Source organism: Brevundimonas sp. UBA7664 (assembly GCF_002483305.1).
Lineage (GTDB): Bacteria > Pseudomonadota > Alphaproteobacteria > Caulobacterales > Caulobacteraceae > Brevundimonas.
Genome location: NZ_DLHQ01000026.1, coordinates 225,813 through 247,836 on the forward strand (window position 1 = coordinate 225,813; position 22,024 = coordinate 247,836).

The 22,024-nt window shown below is 68.2% G+C and carries 14 protein-coding genes and 1 pseudogene; 1 reads left to right on the forward strand and 14 read right to left on the reverse strand.

The window, feature by feature from the left end; translation table 11 throughout:
- Nucleotides 1-22: 22 nt before the first annotated feature.
- The 7 genes and pseudogenes from nirK to B2742_RS07215 all read right to left on the reverse strand — a co-directional run bounded on the left by nirK (nt 23) and on the right by B2742_RS07215 (nt 10,350).
- Nucleotides 23-1,063, reverse strand: coding sequence for a copper-containing nitrite reductase (nirK, locus tag B2742_RS07185; protein ID WP_292064470.1), 1,041 nt, complete (start codon nt 1,061-1,063; stop codon nt 23-25).
- A 311-nt stretch (nt 1,064-1,374) separates the two neighbouring features.
- Nucleotides 1,375-3,435, reverse strand: coding sequence for a TonB-dependent receptor family protein (locus B2742_RS07190; RefSeq protein WP_292064472.1), 2,061 nt, complete (start codon nt 3,433-3,435; stop codon nt 1,375-1,377).
- Nucleotides 3,436-3,576: 141 nt separating this feature from the next.
- Nucleotides 3,577-5,349 (reverse strand): pyridoxal phosphate-dependent decarboxylase family protein, encoded by a 1,773-nt coding sequence (locus B2742_RS07195; protein WP_292064474.1) that lies wholly within the window; start codon nt 5,347-5,349, stop codon nt 3,577-3,579.
- Nucleotides 5,350-5,377: 28 nt separating this feature from the next.
- A complete protein-coding gene (locus tag B2742_RS07200; protein ID WP_292064476.1) occupies nt 5,378-5,827 on the reverse strand; it encodes a YbaN family protein in 450 nt (149 codons plus the stop codon).
- A 50-nt stretch (nt 5,828-5,877) separates the two neighbouring features.
- Nucleotides 5,878-7,059, reverse strand: a complete 1,182-nt coding sequence (locus B2742_RS07205) for an NnrS family protein (protein ID WP_292064478.1) — start codon at nt 7,057-7,059, stop codon at nt 5,878-5,880.
- Nucleotides 7,060-7,133: 74 nt separating this feature from the next.
- Nucleotides 7,134-9,416 carry a nitric-oxide reductase large subunit gene (locus tag B2742_RS07210; RefSeq protein WP_292064479.1) on the reverse strand — a complete coding sequence of 761 codons (2,283 nt, stop codon included), beginning with the start codon at nt 9,414-9,416 and terminating at the stop codon, nt 7,134-7,136.
- Between the two features lie 241 nt (nt 9,417-9,657).
- Nucleotides 9,658-10,350, reverse strand: a pseudogene (locus B2742_RS07215) (IS6 family transposase).
- Between the two features lie 224 nt (nt 10,351-10,574).
- Between B2742_RS07215 and thrC the strand changes: the two are divergent.
- The gene (gene thrC, locus B2742_RS07220; protein WP_292064481.1) at nt 10,575-11,972 is read left to right on the forward strand and encodes a threonine synthase; all 1,398 of its coding nucleotides are present in this window, start codon (nt 10,575-10,577) and stop codon (nt 11,970-11,972) included.
- Here the strand turns inward: thrC and B2742_RS07225 are convergent, their stop codons facing one another.
- The 7 genes from B2742_RS07225 to B2742_RS07255 all read right to left on the reverse strand — a co-directional run bounded on the left by B2742_RS07225 (nt 11,973) and on the right by B2742_RS07255 (nt 22,007).
- Nucleotides 11,973-12,920 carry a homoserine kinase gene (locus B2742_RS07225; RefSeq protein WP_292064483.1) on the reverse strand — a complete coding sequence of 316 codons (948 nt, stop codon included), beginning with the start codon at nt 12,918-12,920 and terminating at the stop codon, nt 11,973-11,975.
- A 1-nt stretch (nt 12,921) separates the two neighbouring features.
- Nucleotides 12,922-14,670 carry a homoserine dehydrogenase gene (locus B2742_RS07230; RefSeq protein WP_292064484.1) on the reverse strand — a complete coding sequence of 583 codons (1,749 nt, stop codon included), beginning with the start codon at nt 14,668-14,670 and terminating at the stop codon, nt 12,922-12,924.
- Between the two features lie 765 nt (nt 14,671-15,435).
- Complete coding sequence (locus B2742_RS07235) at nt 15,436-17,280, reverse strand: LVIVD repeat-containing protein (protein ID WP_292064486.1); 1,845 nt, start codon at nt 17,278-17,280, stop codon at nt 15,436-15,438.
- 28 nt (nt 17,281-17,308) lie between these two features.
- A complete protein-coding gene (locus B2742_RS07240; protein ID WP_292064488.1) occupies nt 17,309-17,980 on the reverse strand; it encodes a DUF305 domain-containing protein in 672 nt (223 codons plus the stop codon).
- 24 nt (nt 17,981-18,004) lie between these two features.
- On the reverse strand, nt 18,005-18,370 hold the full coding sequence (locus B2742_RS07245) for a hypothetical protein (RefSeq protein ID WP_292064490.1): 366 nt from the start codon (nt 18,368-18,370) through the stop codon (nt 18,005-18,007).
- A gap of 106 nt (nt 18,371-18,476) precedes the next feature.
- Nucleotides 18,477-19,919 (reverse strand): aldehyde dehydrogenase family protein, encoded by a 1,443-nt coding sequence (locus B2742_RS07250; protein ID WP_292064491.1) that lies wholly within the window; start codon nt 19,917-19,919, stop codon nt 18,477-18,479.
- A gap of 435 nt (nt 19,920-20,354) precedes the next feature.
- Entirely contained in the window at nt 20,355-22,007 is a 1,653-nt protein-coding gene (locus B2742_RS07255) for a CTP synthase (RefSeq protein ID WP_292064493.1), read from the reverse strand.
- Nucleotides 22,008-22,024 lie beyond the last annotated feature (17 nt).

Below are 22,024 nucleotides of genomic sequence, written 5' to 3' on the forward strand. Positions count from 1 at the left end.
AAGTCGCACACCAGACTGGCGGCTAGTGTTCCATGTGGTTGTGAGCCTCGGGGGCGCCCCGGAAGATTTCCGGGTTCTGCGGGCCGGTGACCTGGATGATGCCGGCGGCGCCGCGATCGACCCGGCTCAGGGCGTGATCGACCATGATGTAGCTGCCGGGAACCTCGAAGGTCAGGTCCACTACCGTGGCCCCGCCCGGAGGCACCAGCACGGTCTGCACGTCGGTGACCGGCGGGCTGGTCAGCGAGGCGTCGCGATAGACCCGTTCAAAGATCTCGCCGATGACGTGGAAGCTGGAGATCTTGTTCGGGCCGCCGACGCCGAAATAGATGCGGGCGCTGTCGCCGACCTCGACCTGCAGGGCGTTGTCGCCGGTCAGGGCCTTGAAGGCGCCGTTCATGACATAATAGGTCGGCCGTTCGTCCAGCAGCCGCTCGATGCTCTCGGTCAGCAGGCCCGGCGTGCCCTGCTCTTCCTCGGTGTAGATCTCGCCCTGCATCACATAGAATTCGTGATCGACCTCAGGCAGGCCGCCCTCGGGCTCGACCAGGATCAGGCCGTACATGCCGTTGGCGATGTGCTGGGCCACCATCGGCGTGGCGCAATGGTAGACATAGAGGCCGGGCTGCAGGGCCTTGAAGGTGAAGGATTTGGTCTCCCCCGGGTTGGCGTTGGTCGCCGCCGCCCCGCCGCCGGGACCGGTCACGGCGTGGAAGTCGACGTTGTGCATCATCACGCTGTTGGCGGCGTTGGTCATGTTGACCTCGACCGTGTCGCCGACACGGACGCGGACGAAAGGCCCCGGGACGCGGTTGTTGTAGGTCCAGTAGGTGTAGCTGGTCCCGTCCTCGAGCTGACCGATCACCTCCGTGGTTTCAAGACCGACCACATGGTGACGCGGGCTGTTGGCGTTCAGCGGCCCCGGCAGATCGGTGGCGCGGCGGATGATGTCGATCGCCGGAGCGGTCGGGGCGGCCTCGGCCTCCTGCGCCGAGACAACGGCGGGAGCCGCGGCCGCGAGGGCCAGGGCGGCGACGCTGGTGAGAAGTGCGATCAGTTTCATGGTCATTCCCCGGGGCTCGCTGTGGCCCCAATGGGGATGGTCTAGGAGCCGGCCGGAAGGGCGACTTTGTGCGGGCACAACGTTCGGGCGGCCTGCGACCCGGCGCCGCTCACTCCCGGCCAGGAAACGACGAGGCCTGCACAAAATGTACGTGTTTTCTGTAGTTTATCTGAACCTCTACGGCTCGGGACGGCGCCTGCGCAGCATCCCCTAAGGGTTCATACGGAAGACCAGATCGCTGTGCCCGGACCGCTCGACCGCCCTCGCCACCCACTGATCCTGGAGCAGCCGATGATGTGCGAACCGACGGGTCAGAAGCTGCTGCGGAGCCCGACGAACGCGCTGCGTCCCTCGCCCGGCCAGAACACGGCGGTCGAGGCGACCCGCGCGTCGGTGATCGCGCTGGCGTTGGCGACATAGCGCTCATCGGTCAGGTTGCGGGCGTCGAGGAACAGCTTGATCCCGGGCACGACGGTCAAGGTCGCGTTCAGCGACCAGATGGCGTGGCCGGGCGACTTCAGGGTGTTGGCGTAGTCGACCCAGCTGTCCTTCGGCGTCCATTGCACCGACGGCGCGATCGACCAGCGGCCGGCGCTGTAACTCAGCTCGGCGTGGTAGTGGTGCTCCGGAACGACCGGCAGGCGGCCGTCGCCATAGTGGGGATCGCCGTCGAAACGGAGGTCGGTCCAGGCGTAGGTCTGGTGCAGCTTGAGCCGGCGTTCGCCATCGCGCCAGACCACCCAGTCCAGCCCGGCCTCGACGCCCTGGTGTATCGTGTCGCCGGCGTTGAAGGTGGCGGCGGGAATGTCGGGCGCGGCCAGGAAGGTCAGCAGCTCGTTCTCAACCGCCATCCGATAGAGGGTCATATCCCATGACAGCGGGCCCTTGCGTCCCCGGGCGCCGACCTCGACGGTCCAGGCCTCCTGGGCCTCAACGGGGACGAAGTCCGGATAAGGCGTCTGCACGAGGGCCGAAAAATGCGGCGGCTCGACCGAGCGGGTGACGTTGGCGAAGAGCTGGCGGCCGCCGTCGTCCTCCCACAGCAGTCCGATCCGGGGGGCGAACCAGTCGAAATCCTTCGCGGCGTCGCGCGCGGGATTGGCGTGATCGACATAGTCGCGCGTGGCCCGCCCCCGGCTGCCCCCGGCGACGAGGGCCAAACGGCGGGTGACGAACAGCCGGCCCTCGGCGAAGGCGTCCACGGCCGTGGCGCGCTGGGTGTTGTCGCCGGTCAGGGCGCCGCGGTCGCCGGCGTTGTTCTGGAACGTCCGGCTGTCCAGCTCGCCGCTGCGCAGCCAGGCGCCGACGAACAGGTCGGCGTTCAGGCCGCCGAGCTTGCCGGCCCAGTCGAAGCGCCCGAAGGCGCCCGTGTTGCGGCTGTGCTGGTCGATCACCACCGAGATCGGGTGGTCAAGATCCTTGATCGCGCCATAGACCCCGCCCTCGAAGGACCACGCCTCGTCCAGGCGCCAGCGGATTTGCACCGAGCCGCGCAGGGAGGTCATGTCGCGACGGTAGTCCCGCGCCACATTGGCCGCCGCCGCGGCGGTTGGATTCTCCAGCGCCTGGCTCAGGCTCAGGGCGCCGGGTATCTCGTTCTCGATGTCGGCGGCGCTGAGCAGCACCCGGATCTCGCGGCCCTCTCCAAACCGGTGACCGGCGTTGAGACTGAGCCGCCGCGAGGCCTGGGCGGAATGATCCCGCCAGCCCTCGGCGCCGAGCACCGAGGCACCGGCCCAGAGGTCCGTGTCGCCCCACTGGCGGGCGATCTCGCCATGAGCGCGCCAGGTGTCAAACGAACCCGCCTCCAGTCTGACCTCGTTGCGGTCCGGTGCATCGTATCCGGTCGGGGTGTTGAGCTGGATCGCTCCGCCCATGGTCGCGCCGCCGAACCGGATGGCGTTGCCGCCCTTGAACACCTCGATGTAGCGGGCGCTGAGCAGGTCGATTTCCTGGAAGTCGCCGAAGCCGTCCGCCTGGTTGAACGGCACGCCGTCCTGGGCCAGCACCACGCCGCGGTTGTGCGACGCATTGCCCACGCCCGAGCCGCGGATCGACAGCCGCACCTCTTCGCCCCAGCGCTTTTCGGCATAGACGCCGGGCACGCTGTGCAGGGCGTCGCCGAGGTGCATGACCAGATGGTCGACATACTGTTCCCGGGCCACCACGGCGACCGCGCCCGGCGTTTCCTGGGCCTCGGTGCGGGCGCGCGCGGCCACGCCGGGATCCATCGGATCGCGCCGTCCCAGGAGCACGACATCGGCGAGCACGACCGGTTCGTCCAGGGCCGCATTTTGAGCGAGCGGCGAAGCCTCCTGCGGAGCGCCGGTCGCCAGCATCAGGGCGGCGATGGAGACAGTGGAGAGAAGCATGGCGGGCCCGGAGCAACAGTTCGGCCCTGACCGGACCGCCGCCTCAAATGAGCCGCCGCCGGCTGTCTCTCCTTGCGCTGGCACAAGGCCCGAGCTCCGCAATTGTACGGTGGCGAGCGCCCGGCCGACCCCTGATTTCCGCTACGCCGCCGCCTCGAGGCTGTCGGCCAGACTTGCGCGGACCAAGGCGATGAACGGCGGAAACAGGGCCTCGCGGAATTCCGGCGCCGCCCAGTAGGGGTTCATGAAGACGCAGCGGACCAGCACCATCCCCGGGGCGTCGACGACGCCGGCGAAGCCATCGACATGGCGCGCGACCGCCGACGCATAGTCGGCGCCCAGCGTGGTCTTCGAGACCGAGAATTCCGGCGAATGATGGATCAGGTCGAACAGGGCCGTGGTGCGGTGATTGGCGCTGGCCAGGGACTCGCCGGCCAGGGCCACGGAGAAACAGACGATATTGGCGTCAGCGGGCTCCAGGAACCTCACCTCCGGCACGGCGGCGCCGAGGGCGGCCTCGAACGCCTGCCGCGTCCGCACCGTCTCGGCCAACAGCGCCCCCATGCCGGCGGGTCCGAAGCCGATCGTCCGTCCGCTGAGCCAGACCGCCGCCGCCCCGGCCGCCGAGCGCGAGCCCTCCAAGGTCGATGACCATTTGCCGTCGCCGAGCTCGGGGCGGTCCAGATAGGGGGCGTCGAAGGCAGAAACCGCGTACCGGGCCGTGTCCCGGGTCAGGAAAGCGCCACAGGCATAGGGCACATAGCCCAGCTTGTGCGGATCGATGGTCACCGAATCCGCCCGCCCGATGGCCCGCAGCGCCGCCACGCTGGCGGGGGTGAGCACCGCCTCATCCGGCCCGCCGAGGATGGCGCACAGGAAACCGCCGTAGGCTGCGTCGACATGCCGCCAGATATGCACGCCGCGCTCGGCCTCCCAGCGCTCCAGCCGGTCATGCAGGGCGTCGATCGGGTCGATCTCGCCGGTCTCGGTGGTGCCGGCCACGCCGACAGCCATCAGCACCGGCCGCCCCGCCGCCTCCGCCCGCAGGATCAGCCGCTCCAGATCATCGACATCAAGGCGCCCCTCGGTGTCGAGATCGACCGCCCACAGCGACTCCTCGCCGAGACCGAACAGGTTGGCGGCCTTGGACCAGGAATAGTGTTTGTTGCCCGGGACCAGCAGCACGGGACCCAGGTAGTCGCGGCCGGCGGCGCGGCCGATGCGGAGCCAGATGGCGGCCGGCACGCCGACGGCGGCGCTGTAGCGACGCAGCACCGCATCGGTCAGCCCGTGCTCGGCCCACAGGTCCCGGAAGCGGTCCCAGCCCATGTGGGCCGAGGCGAAGACGTCGAGCGGCTCGCCTGTCTTTTCAGCGATGTAGAGGCCCAGACTGAGCCAGTGGTCGAGGCGATAGCGGGCCCGCCAGACCGCCTCGAAATTGGCCACCGTGCCGCCGGAGGTGAAATGACCCTCGGCCGTCGCCGGATCATAGCCGACCATGGCGGCCAGCATGGCGATGGCCTCGGCCTCGATGACCGTGCCGACCTTGCTGGCCTCGCGCGAGGTGTTGTTGGGATTGTGCAGCATGGCCGCCAGCCAGCCCAGCAGCGCCGGCAGCGACACCTCGGCCTTCATGTGGCCGATGTAGCGGGGCGTATAGGTGGGGGTCTCGGCGGTCAGCGCCTCACACAATTCGGCCAGCTCCCGCGACAGGATCTCGCGCCGTTCCAGCCGCTCGGACGACAGCCGGTCGGCCGGCCCGACCAGATACGGGTCGTCGGCGAACAGGCTCTTGCGCCAGCCGAACCACTGATCTAGCACCGCCTGGAACTCGCCCCGGACCCAGGTCTCATTTTCCGAACGGGGGCCGGGGAAATAGGCGCCGGCGACGACGGCGGCGGGGGATGGGGGCATGGGGTCTCCAGAAGGTTGTCGGCTCTGGTCAGGACGGCCTGGTCAGGATCCATCCACCCGCGCAGGCCAGCACCAGCCCCGCAGCGGCGGTGACGGCCAGACCAGCCCCTGACGCATGAACCAGCAGGCCGCTGAGCGGCAGGCTGGCCACGGCGACGGCCTTGGCCCGGGGCGGGATGGCGCGGCGTTGCTCCCAGGCCTTCAGCGGCGGACCGAGCCGGGGATGGTTCCGCAGCCATGCCTCGAGGCGTGGTGACGACCGCGCGAGCGCCCAGGCCGACAAGAGGACAAACGGGGTCGTCGGCAGAACCGGCAAAACCACGCCCGCCGCAGCCAGCGCCGCCGCGCCCACCCCGAGCGCCCGCAGCATCAGCTGACCGCCGCGGGCGGTGGAGGGCGAGCAGTGGCAGTCACCGTGACAGCACAGGTCGGATGGGCACATCGCCGGGTCGCAACAGGGTATGGCGGGACGGGTCATGGCGAATGCGTCGCATGTCGCCAAAGCCGTCGCCTTGCGCGGGCGCAATGTCATAGCGACCGCCGCCACAGCATTGGCCCGTAGGCGGCGGCGAAGCCCGCGAAGGCCAGCGCCCACAGGGTCGCCGAAACGGCCAGCAGGACCACGGTCCAGTCAGCGAGGAAGGGCGCCGACACCCGAACGACCGCCGCCGACAGGATCAGCAGATAGATGACGGTCGTCGTCCGGTCAGCGACCCTCGGCCGGCCAGTATGGCCGCGCGTGGCCCGCGTCATGATGGCGAGGGTTTCGACCCCCATCGCCCCGGTCGTCAACGCATGGACGCCGGCGGTGAATGGCACCGCGTCGGGAGCCAGCGCGGCCAGTCCAAGCAGGATCAGCCCCACGCCGAGCCAGGCATAGCCTAGGTGCAGAATCCAGACGAGCGCCTCGCGCCGCGCCAGCCAGCCGCGCCAGCGCGCCAGCCGGACCAGATTGGCGCCGCCGGCGACAACGAGGGCGGCGCCGGTGAGCGGAGATAGAGGCGCCGCCACCCAGGCGACCAGCGCCACGCCGGTCACGGCCAACACCCCGGCGTCGAACCGGTTGAAAGCGGTTGGGCCTTTCAGGAGTCCCTGCGCCTGGGTCCAGTTCTGGGTGAAGCTGGGCGTCACCCGCCCGCCGATCAGGGCGATCAATCCGGTGACGACGGCCACCGCGGCCCGCTCTCCGCCCGGCCCAAACAGCGGAATCTGGTCCCGCAGGTGGAAGGCGATGTTGGCGGCCGCCAGCACCGAGACCAGCAGGCAGACCGGCAGATTGCGCCGGTTCTTCGCCGCCAGCACCTCGCGCCAGATAAGCGCGGCGAAAACTACGAGAAAGGCGCTGTCGATCACCGCGGCGGGAACCGCCATGGACGTCGGAAGGAAGCCCGCTGCCCGGCCCGCTAGCCACAGGGCGAACAGCCCCGCCAGCTTCACGCCCGTCACCGGCAGGCGGCCGGTCCAGTTGGGCACGGCCGTCAGCAGGAAGCCGGCAATGACCCCCGCCAGATAGCCGAACAGCATCTCATGGATGTGCCACAGCCGGCCGTCCGTGGCCCCGACCGTCCCGTCGCCCAGCGTCATGGACGCCACCCAGACCGGCACGGCGACCGCCGCCCATACGGCCGAGAACAGGAAGAAGGGCCTGAAGCCGAAACTGAACAAGGGCGGGCCTGAATATTGCCGGATGGACTGGGCGGTCGTGGCCACGGGAGAAATAACCTCTTGAAAAAGAAACGGCGGGGAGAGGCGAACCCCTCCCCGCCCCATACGCTGGCGGCCCGCTACTCGGCCGGCAGGACCGCCGGCTTCACCGGGGCGTCGATCGCCGGCTTCGGCTGCAGACCCCCGATCACCAGCCGGGCGGCGAAGATCGCCAGGGTGAAAGCCCCCGCCCCGAACACCACGTCTCCAGGGACGCGCATCCACACCAGCGTCTCGACCAGGGGCGAGTGGATGACCGCCGGAGAGCGCGCGTACCACATGCCATGCTCAATGCTGGCGAAGGCCTGGACCACGCCGACCGGGAGCAGCGACAGGAAGACCATCATCAGGAGACCGCCGTTGAGCAGCCAGAAGGTCCAGCCCAGAAGCTTGTCGCTCCAGGCCTCGGCGCGCGACATGCCGCGGAAGCAGAACAGCAGCAGGCCGATGCCCAGCATCCCGTAGACCCCGAACAGGGCGGCGTGGGCGTGGGTCGCCGTCGTGTTCAGACCCTGGATGTAATAGAGGCTGAGCGGCGGGTTGATCATGAAGCCGAAGACGCCGGCGCCGAGCAGATTCCAGAAGGACACAGCGACAAAGAACAGGATCGGCCATTTGTAGAGCTTGACCCAGGGCGCCGCCTTGGTGTGGCGCCAGTTCTCGAAGGCCTCGAAGCCGATCAGGGCCAGGGGCACGACTTCCAGCGCCGAGAACATCGAGCCGATAGCCATGATCGATACGGGCGTGCCTGCGAAATAGAGGTGATGCAGGGTGCCCAGAACGCCGCCGGTCATGAAGACGATGGTGCCGAACATGACCGCCAGGTTGGCCGTCGCCGCCCGGACCAGTCCGAGCCGCACGAACAGCAGTCCGATCACGGCGGTGGCGAAGACCTCGAAGAAGCCCTCAACCCACAGGTGAACGATCCACCAGCGCCAGTATTCGACCATCGAGATGTGGGTGTGCTTGCCCCACATGAAGCCGGCCGCATACATCAGGGCGATGGCGATCGTGGACAGGAACAGCACCATGATCACCGGCTTGGCGGCGTTGGGCGACTTCAGCGCCGGCCAGAGCGCGCGGGTGACCAGCACCAGCCAGAGCAGCAGGCCGACGAACAACAGTGTCTGCCAGAAGCGTCCGAGGTCGACGTACTCCCAGCCCTGGTGGCCGAACCACCAGTTGGTGTTCAGGTCGAGCACCTGCTGCACGCCCAACCATTCACCGATCATCGAGCCGACCACGACAATCAGCAGGGCGAACCACAGGATGTTGACCCCCAGCTTCTGGAAGCGGGGCTCGTGGCCCGAGATCATCGGCGCGATGTAGAGGCCCGTGGCCAGCCAGGCGGTGGCGATCCAGAAGATGGCCAACTGGGTGTGCCAGGTGCGGCTGACCGCATAGGGCAGCCATTCCGACAGGGGGAAGCCATAGAAGTCATGGCCCTCGACCGCATAGTGGGCGGTGACGGCGCCGAGGCCGACCTGGGCCAGGAACAGGGCGATGACGGTGAGGAAATACTTACCGGTCGCCTTCATCGACGGCGTCGGCTTCATCGAGCCCAGGGGGTCGCTGGTCGGGACGACGACGTGGTCCTCGCGCTTGGTGCTGGCGTGCCAGAAGACGAGAGCGGCGACGCCGATGATCAGCAACAGCACGCTGGCGACCGACCAGACGACATTGGCCGAGGTCGGCACATTGTCGATCAGGGGCTCGTGCGGCCAGTTCGAGGTGAAGGTGATGTCGCTGTCGGGGCGATTGGTGCCGGCGCCCCAGCTGGCCCACCAGTAGAAGGCGGCGATCTGGTCGCGACGGCCGGCGTCGGGCACCGGATTGTTGGCGATGGCGTACTGCTCGCGCAGCGACTCCAGGGCCGGATCATCGCCCAGCAGCGCCGTGTAGTGGGCCTTCACCTCGCGGATGGCCGCGGCCCGATCGTTCGAGACCGTTATGGTCTGCGTCGTCGGATCATAGGTGTTGGTGCGCATCTCGGCTTTCAGGCGGGCCTTGAGACCGGCCTGCCGCTCGACGTCGAGCGCGGCGTAGGGCGCGCCGTATTCCCGTCCGGCCCAGAGGTCGAGCAGGGCGACCGATTCCCGGTGCAGCTGGTCGGCCGACCAGTCCGGCGCGACATAGCCGCCGTGGCCCCAGATCGAACCGACCTGCTGGCCGCCCATGGATTGCCACGCCAGCTGGCCCGTCTGGATGTCATCGCGGGTGAACAGCACTGAACCGGACGCATCGACGACCTGCGCCGGAATGGGCGGGGCCAGTCTGTGGATCTCTCGCCCCTGCAGCCCGAGGACGGCGAAGGACGCCATCATGATCACGGCCAGGAGCAGCCATAGTCGTTTGGTTGTCATCTCGCGGTATCCCTGCGGCCACGCGGGATGTCCCGGTCCGGCCAAGTGAAGTTTCCATCCGTCGATCAGGGTGGCGGGACGTTGTCGGTCGACAAACTCGGGGATTCCCCCAGTGGGGGATGTCCCCGGGATCACACCGCCCGGGCGTGCCGGGTCGCGGCGGCTGGAGGGCGGGCGTCGAAATGGTCGGTGCCGACAGGTTAACCGCGCCAAGTCGAAAGCCGCCCTACCCTGCCTGGAATCAGGCAGCAGCGGCCGCCCAAGCGTTCGCCGCTTCGGCTCGGAAAAGCCGAAGGGTTGGTCTGCTGATCAAATGCCGCCGGATGTTGAAGGTGTTGTAGATCGCCGCGTGGGTGGTGCGGCATCTCTGAGCGGAGGCTTGGGATTTGAACCGCTGCTGCTGTCGCTCTCGTCGTCGGACCGGCAGGTGCGAGTTCTCTGCTCGATTGTTCTCCCGAAGCCGTCCGGGTCGATGCAGGTGCCGCAGATCCTGTTGATCCAGAGCCGCGCCATATGAGGCCAGGCCATCCGTCGTGATCGTCTGCGGCTCAACCGGCCGGTTGTGTAGCAGGCGTCGAAGAAGCCTCAGCGCCGCCTCCGTATCCCGCCGGCGCTGGACCACGAGGTCCAGGGCCTCGCCTTCATCATCGACCGCTCGCCACAGCTAAATCCGCTGTCCACCGATCCGGCAGACCATCTCGTCCAGGTGCCAGCGCGGCGACGGGGCCCCTCGCCGCTTCTTTAGCCGCCGGGCGACCAAGGGGCCGAACTTGATGGTCCAGCACCGGATCGTCTCGTAGCTGACCTCGATCCCCCGCTGCACCATCAGCTCCTCTACGCCACGAAAACTGAGGCTGAACCGGAAGTACAGCCACACGGCCTGACGGATCACGTCAGCCGGAAACCGGTGACGCTTGAACGAAAGCGACTTCACGAAACATCATCCCCGACAGCGGTTTAGGCCGACTATGCCGGAGACCTTTTAGCGCTTGCCTGACAGCACCCTGGCTCGCGGCCGACCGGATCATAGCCTTGCTTAAAGACCGTCGGCGGATCCCCGCCGCATGAAATCAATGGGGGTCGCGGAGCCCTGTCTGTTGCATCGCCCGGGCCAGAACAGTCAAATGGCCACGGCCATGCCCGGCCGCTGGAACGCCGATGGTCCTGTCATCTTTGCCCACCTACATCAGTACGCGCGGTGCCTCGCCAGAAGTGGATTTCGCGGGCGCTCTCCTGGCCGGGGTCGCTCCGGACGGCGGGCTTTACGTTCCCCGGGTCTGGCCACGATTGCCGGAGAATGTGGCGGGTCAAGGGGGCGACGCCACAGCGCAGGCGGCGGCGGTACTGTCGCCTTTCATTGGCGAAGCCCTGCCGGCTGGAGCCCTGGACCGGGCCACGGCGCGGCTGTCCGACCAGTTCGCGCACCGGGACATAGCGCCGCTCGTAGAGGTCGCGCCCGGCCTTTTCATGCTCGAGCTGTTTCACGGCCCCACGGCGGCCTTCAAGGACTACGCCATGCAGATGGTGGCGGTGCTGGCGGAGACTGCCTTGTCCGCCAGCGACGAACGTTTGTTGCTGGTGACGGCGACCAGTGGGGATACGGGCGCCGCGGCCGTCCGTGCCTTCGGCGGCATGGAGCGGATCGATCTGGTGGTGTTGCATCCATTGGGACGGGTGTCGCCGGTGCAACGGCTGCAGATGACCACCACCGGCGCCGCCAATGTCGTGAACCTCGCTGTCAGGGGCGACTTCGACGACTGCCAGCGGATGGTGAAGGCGCTGCTTAAAGATCCGGAGTTGCGCGCCGCGCGGCGGCTGAGCTCTGTGAACTCCATCAACTGGGCCCGTCTGGCTGGACAGATTCCCTACTACGCCAGCGCGGCGCGCGCCCTCGGTGCCGAGGCGGGTCAAGCGACCTATGTGGTGCCGACTGGCAATTTCGGCGACGCGTTCGCCGGCTGGGGCGCGCGGCGGATGGGTCTGCCGATGGCCGGACTGGTGGCGGCGACCAACTGCAACGACGCGCTGGTGCGGGCGCTGGAAACCGGTGTCTATGAGCAGGTGAGGGCCCGACCGACCGCCAGCGTCAGCATGGATGTGCAGGCACCGTCCAATTTCGAGCGGCTGGTGTTCGAGGCCTCCGGCCGCGACGCCGATCTCACGCGCGGCCTGTTCGAGGACTTCGCCCGGGACGGCCGCATCACCTTACCGGACGATCTGCGAACGGCCCTGCGGCGCGAGGTGTCAGCGGTCTCGGTCAGCGAAGCGGAGACGGCTCGGGAGATCACCCGGACCTGGACCGAATGCGGCCGGGTGATCTGTCCGCACACGGCCGTGGCCCTGCACGCCGCCCGGCGACTCGACCGCACGGCCGGCCCGGTGGTCGCCCTGTCGACCGCGCATCCGGCCAAGTTTCCAGAGGCCGTCGAGGCGGCGCTCGGCTTCGCGCCGGAGCGGCCGCCTCGGCTCGAGGGGCTGGAGGGCCTCAGCGAGCGCTTCAAGACGGTGGATCCGACGCTGGAGTCCGTTCTGGCCGCGATCGACCTTCCGCGCTGATCAGGCGGCGAGCGCCGCTCCGGTCCACCAGTCGAGCCGGCGCAGGAAGGGTGCCGGATCCTTGGGCGTGACCAGGGCGACGGGATCGTGGAACAGCCGGTCGTGCAGGCGGGTCAGGGTAAACCGGACCGCGGCCACCGCGCCGAGCTCTGGCAGGACCTCCCGCTCGGCGGCCGTGAGTGGGCGGATCGACTCATAGCCCGACTGGAAGGCCGCCAAGGCCGCGGGAAGCGGCGTCCCGTGGGCGTCGAACCCCCAGGCCGACAGGGCGATGGCGAGGTCATAGGCCAAGGCGTCGACGCAGGCGAAATAGAAGTCGATCAAGCCGCTCGGGACGCTCGCATCGAACAGGAGGTTGTCGGGAAAATAGTCGGCGTGGATAGCGCCTCGCGGCAGGTCGGCGGCCGGATCCGGCGCTCCCTCGGCGACCCACGGAGCCAGCCGGTCAAGCAGTCGCCGATCGGCTCCGACGGCGCGCGTCTTGCAACGCTCAAACAGCGCCTGCCGGGCGGCAGGCCCCACTGGATTGGCCCGGGTTCCCGGATAATCGGCCGCCGCCAGATGCAGACGGGCGAGCAGGATGCCGGCGGCCGCGTGATCATCGAGGGAGGGCTCGGTCTTCGCGACGCCGGGCAGCCAGTCGAGAATGGCCGCGGGACGTCCGTTCAGGCGCCCGACCGACTGGCCTTCCGCGTCGGTGAGCGCGCGGGCGCAGGGCAATCCGCGGTCGGCCGAATGCCGGGTCAAGCCCAGGCAGAATGGCAGATCGCGCGCGTCAATGCGGCCCTCAAACAGGGTCAGGACGAACCGCCCCTGATCGGTATCCAGACGGTAGTTGGTGTTCTCCACCCCTTCGGCGATCGGCGTCAGGGCGTGCAGGGTTCCGATGCCGAAGCGGCAAATAAAGGCCTCGGCCTCGGCTTCGTGGACCGGAGTAAATACCGCCACGTCAGGCGTCCTGAAGCGCAAAGCGGTTGGCGGCGAGGTCGGCGAGGTCGGCCAGCAGGCTTTCGGCGGTGGCCCAGCGGCCGGCGCCGCGGCCCCGGCAACGCACGATCGATCCCTCTTGGCCGATGACCTTCAAGGCATTGCGCTCTCCGTTCAAGGCGGCGAACAGGGGATCCAGGGTGCCGGCGACGAGACGAACCTCGGCGACGACCCGGCCGTTGTCCAGACGGCAACGACACAGCTGGCGCGCACCCGGCGGTGGCGGGGCGTCGGGTGAAAGCACGTCGCGCGGGATGTCCGCCTCGTCCGGCATCAGGCCGAAAGCCTCGAAGGCCAGCAGGCGGACCTTGGCGGCGGCGTCAAGACCTTCGAGGTCCGAGGAGGGATCCTCCTCGGCGAAGCCGGCGGCCCGCGCCTCGGCCAGGGCCTGGTCGAAGGAGGCGCCGGAATCGAGACGTTCAAGCATGAAGTTGACCGTGCCGTTCAGCACGGCTTCAAAGGCTGTGACCGGGCCGTCGGCGCGGGCCGCGCGCAGGGTCTCGACCATGGGGGCGCCGCCCCCGATGGCGGCCGACCACATCAGCTTAGCCTCATGCTCCCCGGCCAGCGCGAGCAGGCCGGCGGGGTCCCGGCTGATGGCCTGCTTGTTAGCGCTGGCCACATCGACGCCGCGCTCGAGCGCGGCACGGATCAGGGCGTGACCCGCGTCGGCTTCCGACAAGGCTTCGAGCAGAATGTCCGGTTCGCGAGCCAGCAGGGCGGCGGCGTCAGCCACGAACAACGGTGCAAGCGCCTCGGTCGAAAAACCGGGGATGTGACGGACCTTGGACGGGTCGCGAACCAGAACGCCAACCACCTCGACGCGGGCGTCGCCGAGCAGTTGGGAGAGGGCGCCGCCGCCGACGACCCCGCAGCCGGCGACGGCGACCTTCAGTCGTCTGCGCGGCGGAACGCGGCGCGGGGGCGCGCCCTCGGCCCCGATTACTGTGCGGTGGCCGTCGGCGTGGTTGCGCACCTCGACGCACAGACGTCGGGCCTCGGCGAGGTCGAGCGCGTCGGGCTGAACGAGGCCTCCGCCCAGGGCCTTGGCCTCCGCCCAACTGGCCTGATCGTAACGGCGGGCGTCCGGATCGGTGTTCGGATCACGGTCGTAGAGACCGTCGACGTCCTTCACCAGCTGCACGTGGTCAAGGCCGAATTCGGCGGCCAGGAACAGGGCCGTCAGGTCCGAGCCGCCCCGGCCCAGCAGGACGGTTCGGCCGTCAGGCCCCAGGGCGCCGAAGCCCGGCGCCACCACGACCTCGTGACGTTCCAGCGCCTGCTCCAACACCGAGCGAGCCAGGGCGACGGGACGGGCGTGTTCACGTGGGCCTTCGGCGAGGATGCCGAGTTCGCGCACCGTCAGCGTCACGGCATCCAGGCCGATGCGGTCGCAGGCCAGCGCGGTCAGGGCGGCGGAGCGCTCCTCCCCCTGCACGACATAGGCGGGCAACAGGGGATTGTCGTGGGCGAGACCGAGCCCGCGCGCCTCTGCCAACAGCCTGTCGGTCTCGCCGGCGAAGGCAGAGACCACAGCCACGACCCGACGACCGCGCCGTACCTCGGCATAGATGGCGGAGGCCACGGCCGGCGCGTCGGCTGGTCCGGTCAGGACCGAACTGCCGAATTTCATCACCACGACGGGCGCGCCCGGGAGCGGGGCAAGTCGGACGAGCGCGGGCTCGGGGCGGAGAAGGGCGAGGCTGGGCATGATCGGGGCTTTCGGGAGGAGGCTGATCGGGAGGGCTGGAACTAGGGGCGGAAATGAAAAACCCCGCCCGGGGGTCCGGGCGGGGTTGGGTTGGGCGATCCTGAGTCCTGGTGCGCGCTAACCTGTCCCCGCCATGAGCGTGGTGGTGGTGGTGGTGGTGGTCATACCGAGGCCGCTGGCGCGCGCGACCGCAACGCCGCCTGAGGCGGTGGGACGGGCGCGAAGGGCGACGGTGATATGGGCCAAGGGACCAAGCTCAATTTGAATTCGGACTACAAGCTGCGGTGTGCGGAGGCATCCGTCAAGCGCGTTCACTTCCCGCGCTGCCATCCGCCATCGCGCGTGTCGCTCCGGAGCGGATGGACTCAGGCGAAGGTCTGCTGGCTGGCGGAGATCTGGTGTCCGATAGCGGCGCGGGGCGGCTCTTCAGGCGCGGCGGGCATTGAAGGCGTTGGGGCCTGGCTCCCGTGGCAGGACATGGGTGAAACGCCCCAGGGCTGCAGGCCAGTTTTCAACGAGGCGACGCGCGAGCGGGGCACAGGCTTCGGCCGCGTAACGTGCGACGAGCGCCCGGAGCCGTTCCGCCGCACCGCCGACAACCGCGCCACCGACCACGGAGTCTGCGTCGAAAAGCGTTGGGGCGGTTTCTGCGGGGATCCCGCGCCAGAGCGAAAGCGGGTTCATCACGACCCGCTGAACCTCCCTGCCGTCGCACCTTGTCCGAGAAGGCGCGACGGCAGCCACATTCAATCCAACAGACGGAGGCTAGCCGGCCTGGCGTCCGAACAGGTCCGCCAGGGCCTTCAATCGGGCCGCCGCCACGCCCGTGGCCTTGCCGGACGCCGCGTTGAGGGCGGCGGAGAGTTCAGCCGAACCGGCAAGGTCGGCATTCCCGCCCCGCCATTGCTCGATCCGGGCCTGCACCTGTCCGGCGAGCCCCGCCTCGATGCCCTGCGAGCGCGTGAGCTGGTCGAGGTAGGCGCCGGCCACGTCCGGGGTGTCGGCCCAGCTGACACGGGTCTGGGTCTGGGGGTTGATGGTCGCCGACATCACCGCCTCGGCGGCGGCGATCTCGGCCGCGGACAGCTGGTCGGTCGGGACCAGCCGCAGCACGTCGAGCCCCCGGGCGATCTCGCTCGAATAGATCCGGCCGTTGAGCCAGTAGGCGGACCAGGATCCACCGACGTACAGGCGTTCGGCGCTGATCGGACCCCGGTCAAAATGGGCGACCTCGATCGGGCGCGCCGGGTCGGTGAAGTCCATGATCGAGATTCCACCCTGGTACCAGGCCTGGACCATCAGGTCGCGGCCCGGGACCGGGATGATATTGCCGTTGTGGGCGACGCAGTTCTCGGTCGATCCTTGCGCCGACGGGAGCTTGTGGAAGCTCTTGCCGCTCAGCGTCCGGTTCTCGATCGTGGCGATCATGTTCGCGCCCCAGGTCGCCGGGTCCGTGGCCTGGCAGCGCGCGCCGATGCCGCCGCTCCATTCGTCGGTGAAGACCACCTTGTCGCCGGCGTTGTTGAACGTCGCCGAGTGCCAGTAGGCCATGTCCGGATCGAAGATGTCCGAAACCCGGGTCGGACGCTCGGGATCGGAGATGTCCAGCAGGATGCCGTTCCCGCTGCAGGCGCCCCCCGCCAGGCCGATCTCGGGATAGACAGTGATGTCATGGCACTGGTTGGTTTGCGCCGTGTCCTGGCTGGCGACGCCGGCCCGGCCACCGCGCCAGAGGCCGGCCACGCGGCCGGTCGTGCCGTCGGCGAAGATGCGCGGCCGGTTGACGATGGCGGCGTCTTGCGGCCGGTTCAGGTCGACCCGGATCACATCGATCGAGAACAGCGCGGTCTCCGGGTTGGAGTCCGGCTGGCCGTCCGTGCAGATGGCCAGTTCCTCGGTCTTGCGCACGTCGGAGGTGCCTTGGCCGTAGACGTAAAGGACATTCGGATCGGACGGGTGCGGCACCAGGGTGTGGGTGTGCGAACCGCGGCAGGTCTGGACGGCGGCGATCTGGCGCGGCGCGTTCAGGTCGCTGATGTCGAAAATGCGCACGCCCCGGAAGCGCTCGCTGTCCACGGCGCTGGCCGTGGTTGTAGCCCCGCAATCGAGGCGGCCGCGGTTTTCCTCGACCGACATGAACAGCAGGTCGCCATGCACCGAAACGTCGCCCTGGCCGCCGGGACAGACCACCGACATCACCAGCCGCGGCGCGCCCTCGCCCAGCTCATAGGCGTTGAAACCGTTGAAATTGCCGATGAACAGCTTTCCGTCCGACAGCGCCATGTCGGTGTTGGCCATGCCAAGCGGGCTGAAGGCGGCGTTACTCCGCATGCGGGCGACCAGGGCCTGGCCTTCCTCGCGGCTGGTCGGCGGCGAAAAGCCGATGTCGGGATCGACGAATCCGGGCGCCATCGGCAGCGAATGCTCAAGGACCAGACCGGACGCGCTCATGCCGGCGTCGCGCAGGCCGGGCGTCAGGGTGCTGCGCGCGTCGACCGGGATCTGCTGGGTGACGCCCGGGCCGCTGGCCTGCTGGGCCGACGCCGCCGTCGCCCCCAGAAGGAGGCCGAATACGGCGACGGATGAGAGCAGGGTGCTGCGAACGTTCATGGCCGGTCTTTCAGGAAAAGGTTGGGATTCAAAGCTCGGAGAGCAGGTACTGCATGCGCAGGATTTCGGCCGACTGGTCGGCCACGACGGAGGTGAGGAAATCGGAAAGCAGGGTGTCTTCCCCTGCTCCGGGCTGGGCCATCAGGGCGCCGACCATGTCGAGCGCGCCCTGATGATGCTGGATCATGCCTTCGAGGAATAGCCGGTCAAAGGCCGGGCCGCTTGCGGCCGCCAGCGCCCGCATCTGCCGGGGCGAGAGCATGCCCGCCATGACCGGCGTATCGTCAGCCGCAGGCGCGCCATGATCCATGCCGGCGTGCGCGCTGTGATCCATCCCGGCCTGGCCGGCGTGACCGCCCATGACCGGCATTTCCAGCGGTTGGGCGCGGTCCGTCAGCCAGCCGCGCATAAGGTCCATCTCGGCCTGCTGGGAGAGCGCGATCCGTCGGCCCAGCAGCTTCACGGTCGGATCGGCCCCGCGCGTTTCCAGCAGTTCGACCATGTCCACCGCCTGGGCGTGGTGAACGATCATGTGCTGCATGAAGGCGGCGTCGGCGGGAATGAAGGTTGATCGGCCGAGCTCCATCGCCTCGGCCGCTGTCACGATCCGCGACGGCTGGCCGGGCGCGCCGGGATGGAAGATCGGCGGCGTTTGCGAACCCGCCGCGACCCCCAGCAGTCCGGCGAACAGAAGGCTCACGGCGACCCCGGCCCCCATGGTCTTCTAGCCCGCCGTGCCGACGGTGCTGAACTTGCCGTCGCGCTCGTGGCCGATGACCCAGTCCAGGGTCTGACCCCCAGCGAACTTGACCGTGTAGGTCTCGACCGGGCCGTCCGGCGTGTCCTGTGCGCTCACGAAAGTCACCATCTCGACCGCCCCCATGGCGTCCAAGGCCGGCGCCATGCCCTGGATCTGGCCGTTGCAGGCGTCGAGCAATGTCGGCGCCATCAGGGCTGGAAGGCAGTTCCCCTTGGCAGCCTCCTCAAGGATCCGGGTCAGCTGGGGCGCATAGCGGCCCTCCTGCGCCATCGCAGGAAAGGCCATCAGGCCCGCCGCCGCCACGCCGGCCAGTATCTTGGCGATACGCATCTGTTTCACCCCGGTCAGACTCATTCTGAGCGCGCGACCATGACCCAGCCGAAGGTGGCCCACAACTGGTCGGCGCGTGACAAAGAGTTCATGCAGCGGGGCGGATCTAGGCCACCGGCCGCTGACGGATGACCAGATTACGGATCTCGGTCATGTCCTCCATGGCGAATTTCACGCCCTCGCGGCCGAGGCCGGAATCCTTGACGCCGCCATAGGGCATGTTGTCGACGCGATAGCTGGGCACGTCGCCGATCAGGATGCCGCCGACCTCGAGCACGTCCCAGGCCCGCATGGCCTTGTGAATGTCGCGGGTGAAGATGCCGGCCTGAAGCCCGAATTTTGAATCGTTCACCTCGGCCAGCGCCACCTCGAAATCCGAAAAGCGCGACAGGATGGCGACCGGCCCGAACGCCTCCTCCTCGCGGATTTTCAGGCCGCGGCCGACGCCCTCCAGCAGGGTCGCGTCCAGCATGGCGCCGGTGCGGTTCCCGCCACACAGCACCGTCGCCCCGGCGGCCCGCGCCTCGTTGATCCAGTCCTCCAGCCGGGTCGCTTCCTTCTCGTCGATCAGGGGACCGATGAAGGTGGACTCCTCGCGCGGGTCGCCGCAGATCAGGGCCCGGGCTTTCCCGACCAGCAGATCGCGCAACGGGCCGTAGATGTCGTCGTGGATCAGGATACGCTGCACCCCGATGCAGGACTGGCCGGACTGGTAGAAAGCCCCGAAGATGATCCGCTCGGCGGCGTCTTCCAGGTCGCTGTCACGGTCGACGATAACGGCGGCATTGCCGCCCAGCTCCAGCACCACCTTCTTCTTTCCCGACTTCGCCTTCAGCGCCCAGCCGACCTCGGGCGAGCCGGTGAAGGACAGCAGCTTGAGCCGGTCGTCGGTGGTGAACAGGTCCGAACCGTCGCGGGTGGCGGGCAGGATCGAAAAGGCGCCCTTGGGCAGATCGGTCTCGGCCAGGATCTCGCCGATGATCAGCGCCCCCAGCGGGGTACGCGACGCCGGCTTCATCACGAACGGACATCCGACGGCCAGCGCCGGAGCGATCTTGTGGGCCGCCAGGTTGAGGGGAAAATTGAACGGCGAGATGAAGGAACAGGGCCCGATCGGGACGCGCTTCCACATACCCTGATAGCCGCGCGCCCGCGCCGAAATGTCCAGGGGCTGGACCTCGCCCGTCATCCGCACCGACTCCTCGGCGGCGATACGGAAGGTGTCGATCAGCCGGGTCACCTCCCCGCGCGAATCCCGGATCGGTTTGCCGGCCTCGATGCACAGGGCGAGGGCCAGCTCATCCGCCCGTTCCGCGAAGCGTTTGACGCAATGGGCCAGAACCGCCTGTCGTTCATACGCCGCCATCCGCGCCATCGGCTCCGTCGCCTTGACCGCCTCGCCTATCGCCCGGTCGATCAGGGCCGGGTCGGCCAGGGCGACGCGCGTCGCCACCTCGCCCGAGTATTTGTCGGTGACCTCCAGATCCTGGTTGGGCGTCAGCGCCTCATTGGCCAGGTAGAGCGGATAGGAGGCTTTCAGGGATGGCATCGTGCGGCTCCGGGGCAGGATCTGGAGGACTGACAGGTCGGCCGCTTCGGGTTCGCGGACAGCCTCGGGAACGCGTTCGCTTCCGTTTCGCACGCTACACGGCCACGGGCCCCGCATACCACCCGGGGCGGTGAAGCGCGGTCGCTGGATGGTCAGATGCCGTCACGCTTCTTTATCTTGCACTGCAACAACAAATGTAACACGGCTATTTGTATGCGGAGCCGGTCTCTCCGCGCGGAGCCACCGATGTTCAAGTCGCTGAAATGCCTGATGAAGGGACATCTGTACGTGGACAGCCGCAGCGAGCCGGGGACGCGGGTTTGCGTCCGCTGTCGCGACCGCCGCCCGTTCGAGGGCCTCGTCCCGCCGAAAGCGCCAAGCCCGGCTCCTAAGAACGACTCCTGACAGGCAGGCCGCTCTCGCGGCGGCCCATGCTCAGACCAGCCGGCTCTGCACCACAGCCGCCTCGATGAAGCCCGCGAACAGCGGATGGGGCGCGAACGGCCGGCTCTTCAGCTCCGGGTGATACTGGACGCCGATGAACCACGGATGGTCCTCGCGCTCGACCGTCTCGGGCAGGACGCCGTCCGGCGACAGGCCGGCGAAGGTCAGTCCGCCCTTCTGTTCGATAGCGTCGCGGTAGTTGATGTTGACCTCATAGCGATGGCGGTGCCGCTCGCTGATCGTGGTCGAGCCGTACATTTCTGCGATCTTCGACCCCGGCTTCAGGGTCGAGTCATAGGCCCCCAGCCGCATGGTCCCGCCCATGTCGCCGCCCTGCTGGCGCAGAACGCGCTGGTTGCCCTGGGTCCATTCGGTCATCAGGCCGACCACCGGTTCGGTCGTCGGACCGAACTCGGTCGATGAGGCCTTGGGATACCCCGCCAGGTTCCGCGCCGCCTCGATGACCGCCATCTGCATGCCGAAACAGATCCCGAAATAGGGAATCTTGCGCTCGCGGGCGAACCGGGCCGCCTCGATCTTGCCCTCCGAACCGCGCTCGCCGAAGCCGCCGGGCACCAGGATGGCGTGCGCCGCCTGAAGGCGCGCGTCACAGGCTTCCCGGTCGCCCTCGAAGGTCTCGGCCTCGACCCAGTCGATGTTGACCTTGACGTTGTTGGCCACCCCACCGTGATGCAGGGCTTCGATCAGGGATTTGTAGGCGTCCTTCAGCACCGTGTATTTGCCGACCACGGCCACAGTGACCTCGCCATCGGGATGCAGTCGCCGCCTGGCGATCTCCTCCCACATCGACAGGTCCGGCGCCGGGGCGTCGGTCATGCCGAAATGGGCCAGCACCTCAGCGTCCAGCCCCTCGCGGTGGTAATCCAGCGGCACGGCGTAGATGTCGCTGGAATCCATGGCCTGAATGACGCCGGTCGGACGCACGTTGCAGAACAGGCCGATCTTGCGCTTCTCGTCAGGCGGGATCGGGAATTCACAGCGGCACAGCAGGATGTCCGGCTGGATGCCGATCGAGCGCAGTTCCTTGACCGAATGCTGCGTCGGCTTGGTCTTCATCTCCCCGGCCGTCTTGATGAAGGGCAGCAAGGTCAGGTGCACGAAGCACGACTGGCCGCGCGGCAGGTCCTGCCCCAGTTGGCGGATGGCCTCGAAGAACGGCAGACCCTCGATATCGCCGACCGTGCCGCCGATCTCGACCAGCACGAAATCGACATCTTCGCCGTCATCGGTCAGGGCCGGCGTCAAACAGAAGGATTTGATCTGGTCGGTGACGTGCGGGATCACCTGCACCGTGGCGCCGAGGTAATCTCCGCGCCGCTCCTTCTCAAGGATGGTGGAATAGATGCGGCCGGTGGTGATGTTGTCGGACTTCGCGGCCGACACGCCGGTGAACCGCTCATAGTGGCCCAGGTCCAGGTCGGTCTCGGCCCCGTCATCGGTGACGAAGACCTCGCCGTGCTGATACGGGCTCATCGTGCCCGGATCGACGTTCAGATAGGGGTCGAGCTTGCGCAGACGCACCTTGTAACCGCGCGCTTGCAGGAGCGCGCCGAGAGCGGCGGAAGCGAGGCCTTTTCCCAAGGAGGAAACCACGCCGCCGGTGATGAACACGTAACGGGCCATGGGAGATCACTCTACCG

Bases quoted from the DNA above. Each gene is read 5' to 3' on its own strand.
- nirK (WP_292064470.1), bottom strand. From the start codon at position 1,063: ATGAAACTGATCGCACTTCTCACCAGCGTCGCCGCCCTGGCCCTCGCG.
- B2742_RS07190 (WP_292064472.1), bottom strand. From the start codon at position 3,435: ATGCTTCTCTCCACTGTCTCCATCGCCGCCCTGATGCTGGCGACCGGC.
- B2742_RS07195 (WP_292064474.1), bottom strand. From the start codon at position 5,349: ATGCCCCCATCCCCCGCCGCCGTCGTCGCCGGCGCCTATTTCCCCGGC.
- B2742_RS07200 (WP_292064476.1), bottom strand. From the start codon at position 5,827: ATGACCCGTCCCGCCATACCCTGTTGCGACCCGGCGATGTGCCCATCC.
- B2742_RS07210 (WP_292064479.1), bottom strand. From the start codon at position 9,416: ATGACAACCAAACGACTATGGCTGCTCCTGGCCGTGATCATGATGGCG.
- thrC (WP_292064481.1), top strand. From the start codon at position 10,575: ATGGTCCTGTCATCTTTGCCCACCTACATCAGTACGCGCGGTGCCTCG.
- B2742_RS07230 (WP_292064484.1), bottom strand. From the start codon at position 14,670: ATGCCCAGCCTCGCCCTTCTCCGCCCCGAGCCCGCGCTCGTCCGACTT.
- B2742_RS07235 (WP_292064486.1), bottom strand. From the start codon at position 17,280: ATGAACGTTCGCAGCACCCTGCTCTCATCCGTCGCCGTATTCGGCCTC.
- B2742_RS07245 (WP_292064490.1), bottom strand. From the start codon at position 18,370: ATGCGTATCGCCAAGATACTGGCCGGCGTGGCGGCGGCGGGCCTGATG.
- B2742_RS07250 (WP_292064491.1), bottom strand. From the start codon at position 19,919: ATGCCATCCCTGAAAGCCTCCTATCCGCTCTACCTGGCCAATGAGGCG.
- B2742_RS07255 (WP_292064493.1), bottom strand. From the start codon at position 22,007: ATGGCCCGTTACGTGTTCATCACCGGCGGCGTGGTTTCCTCCTTGGGA.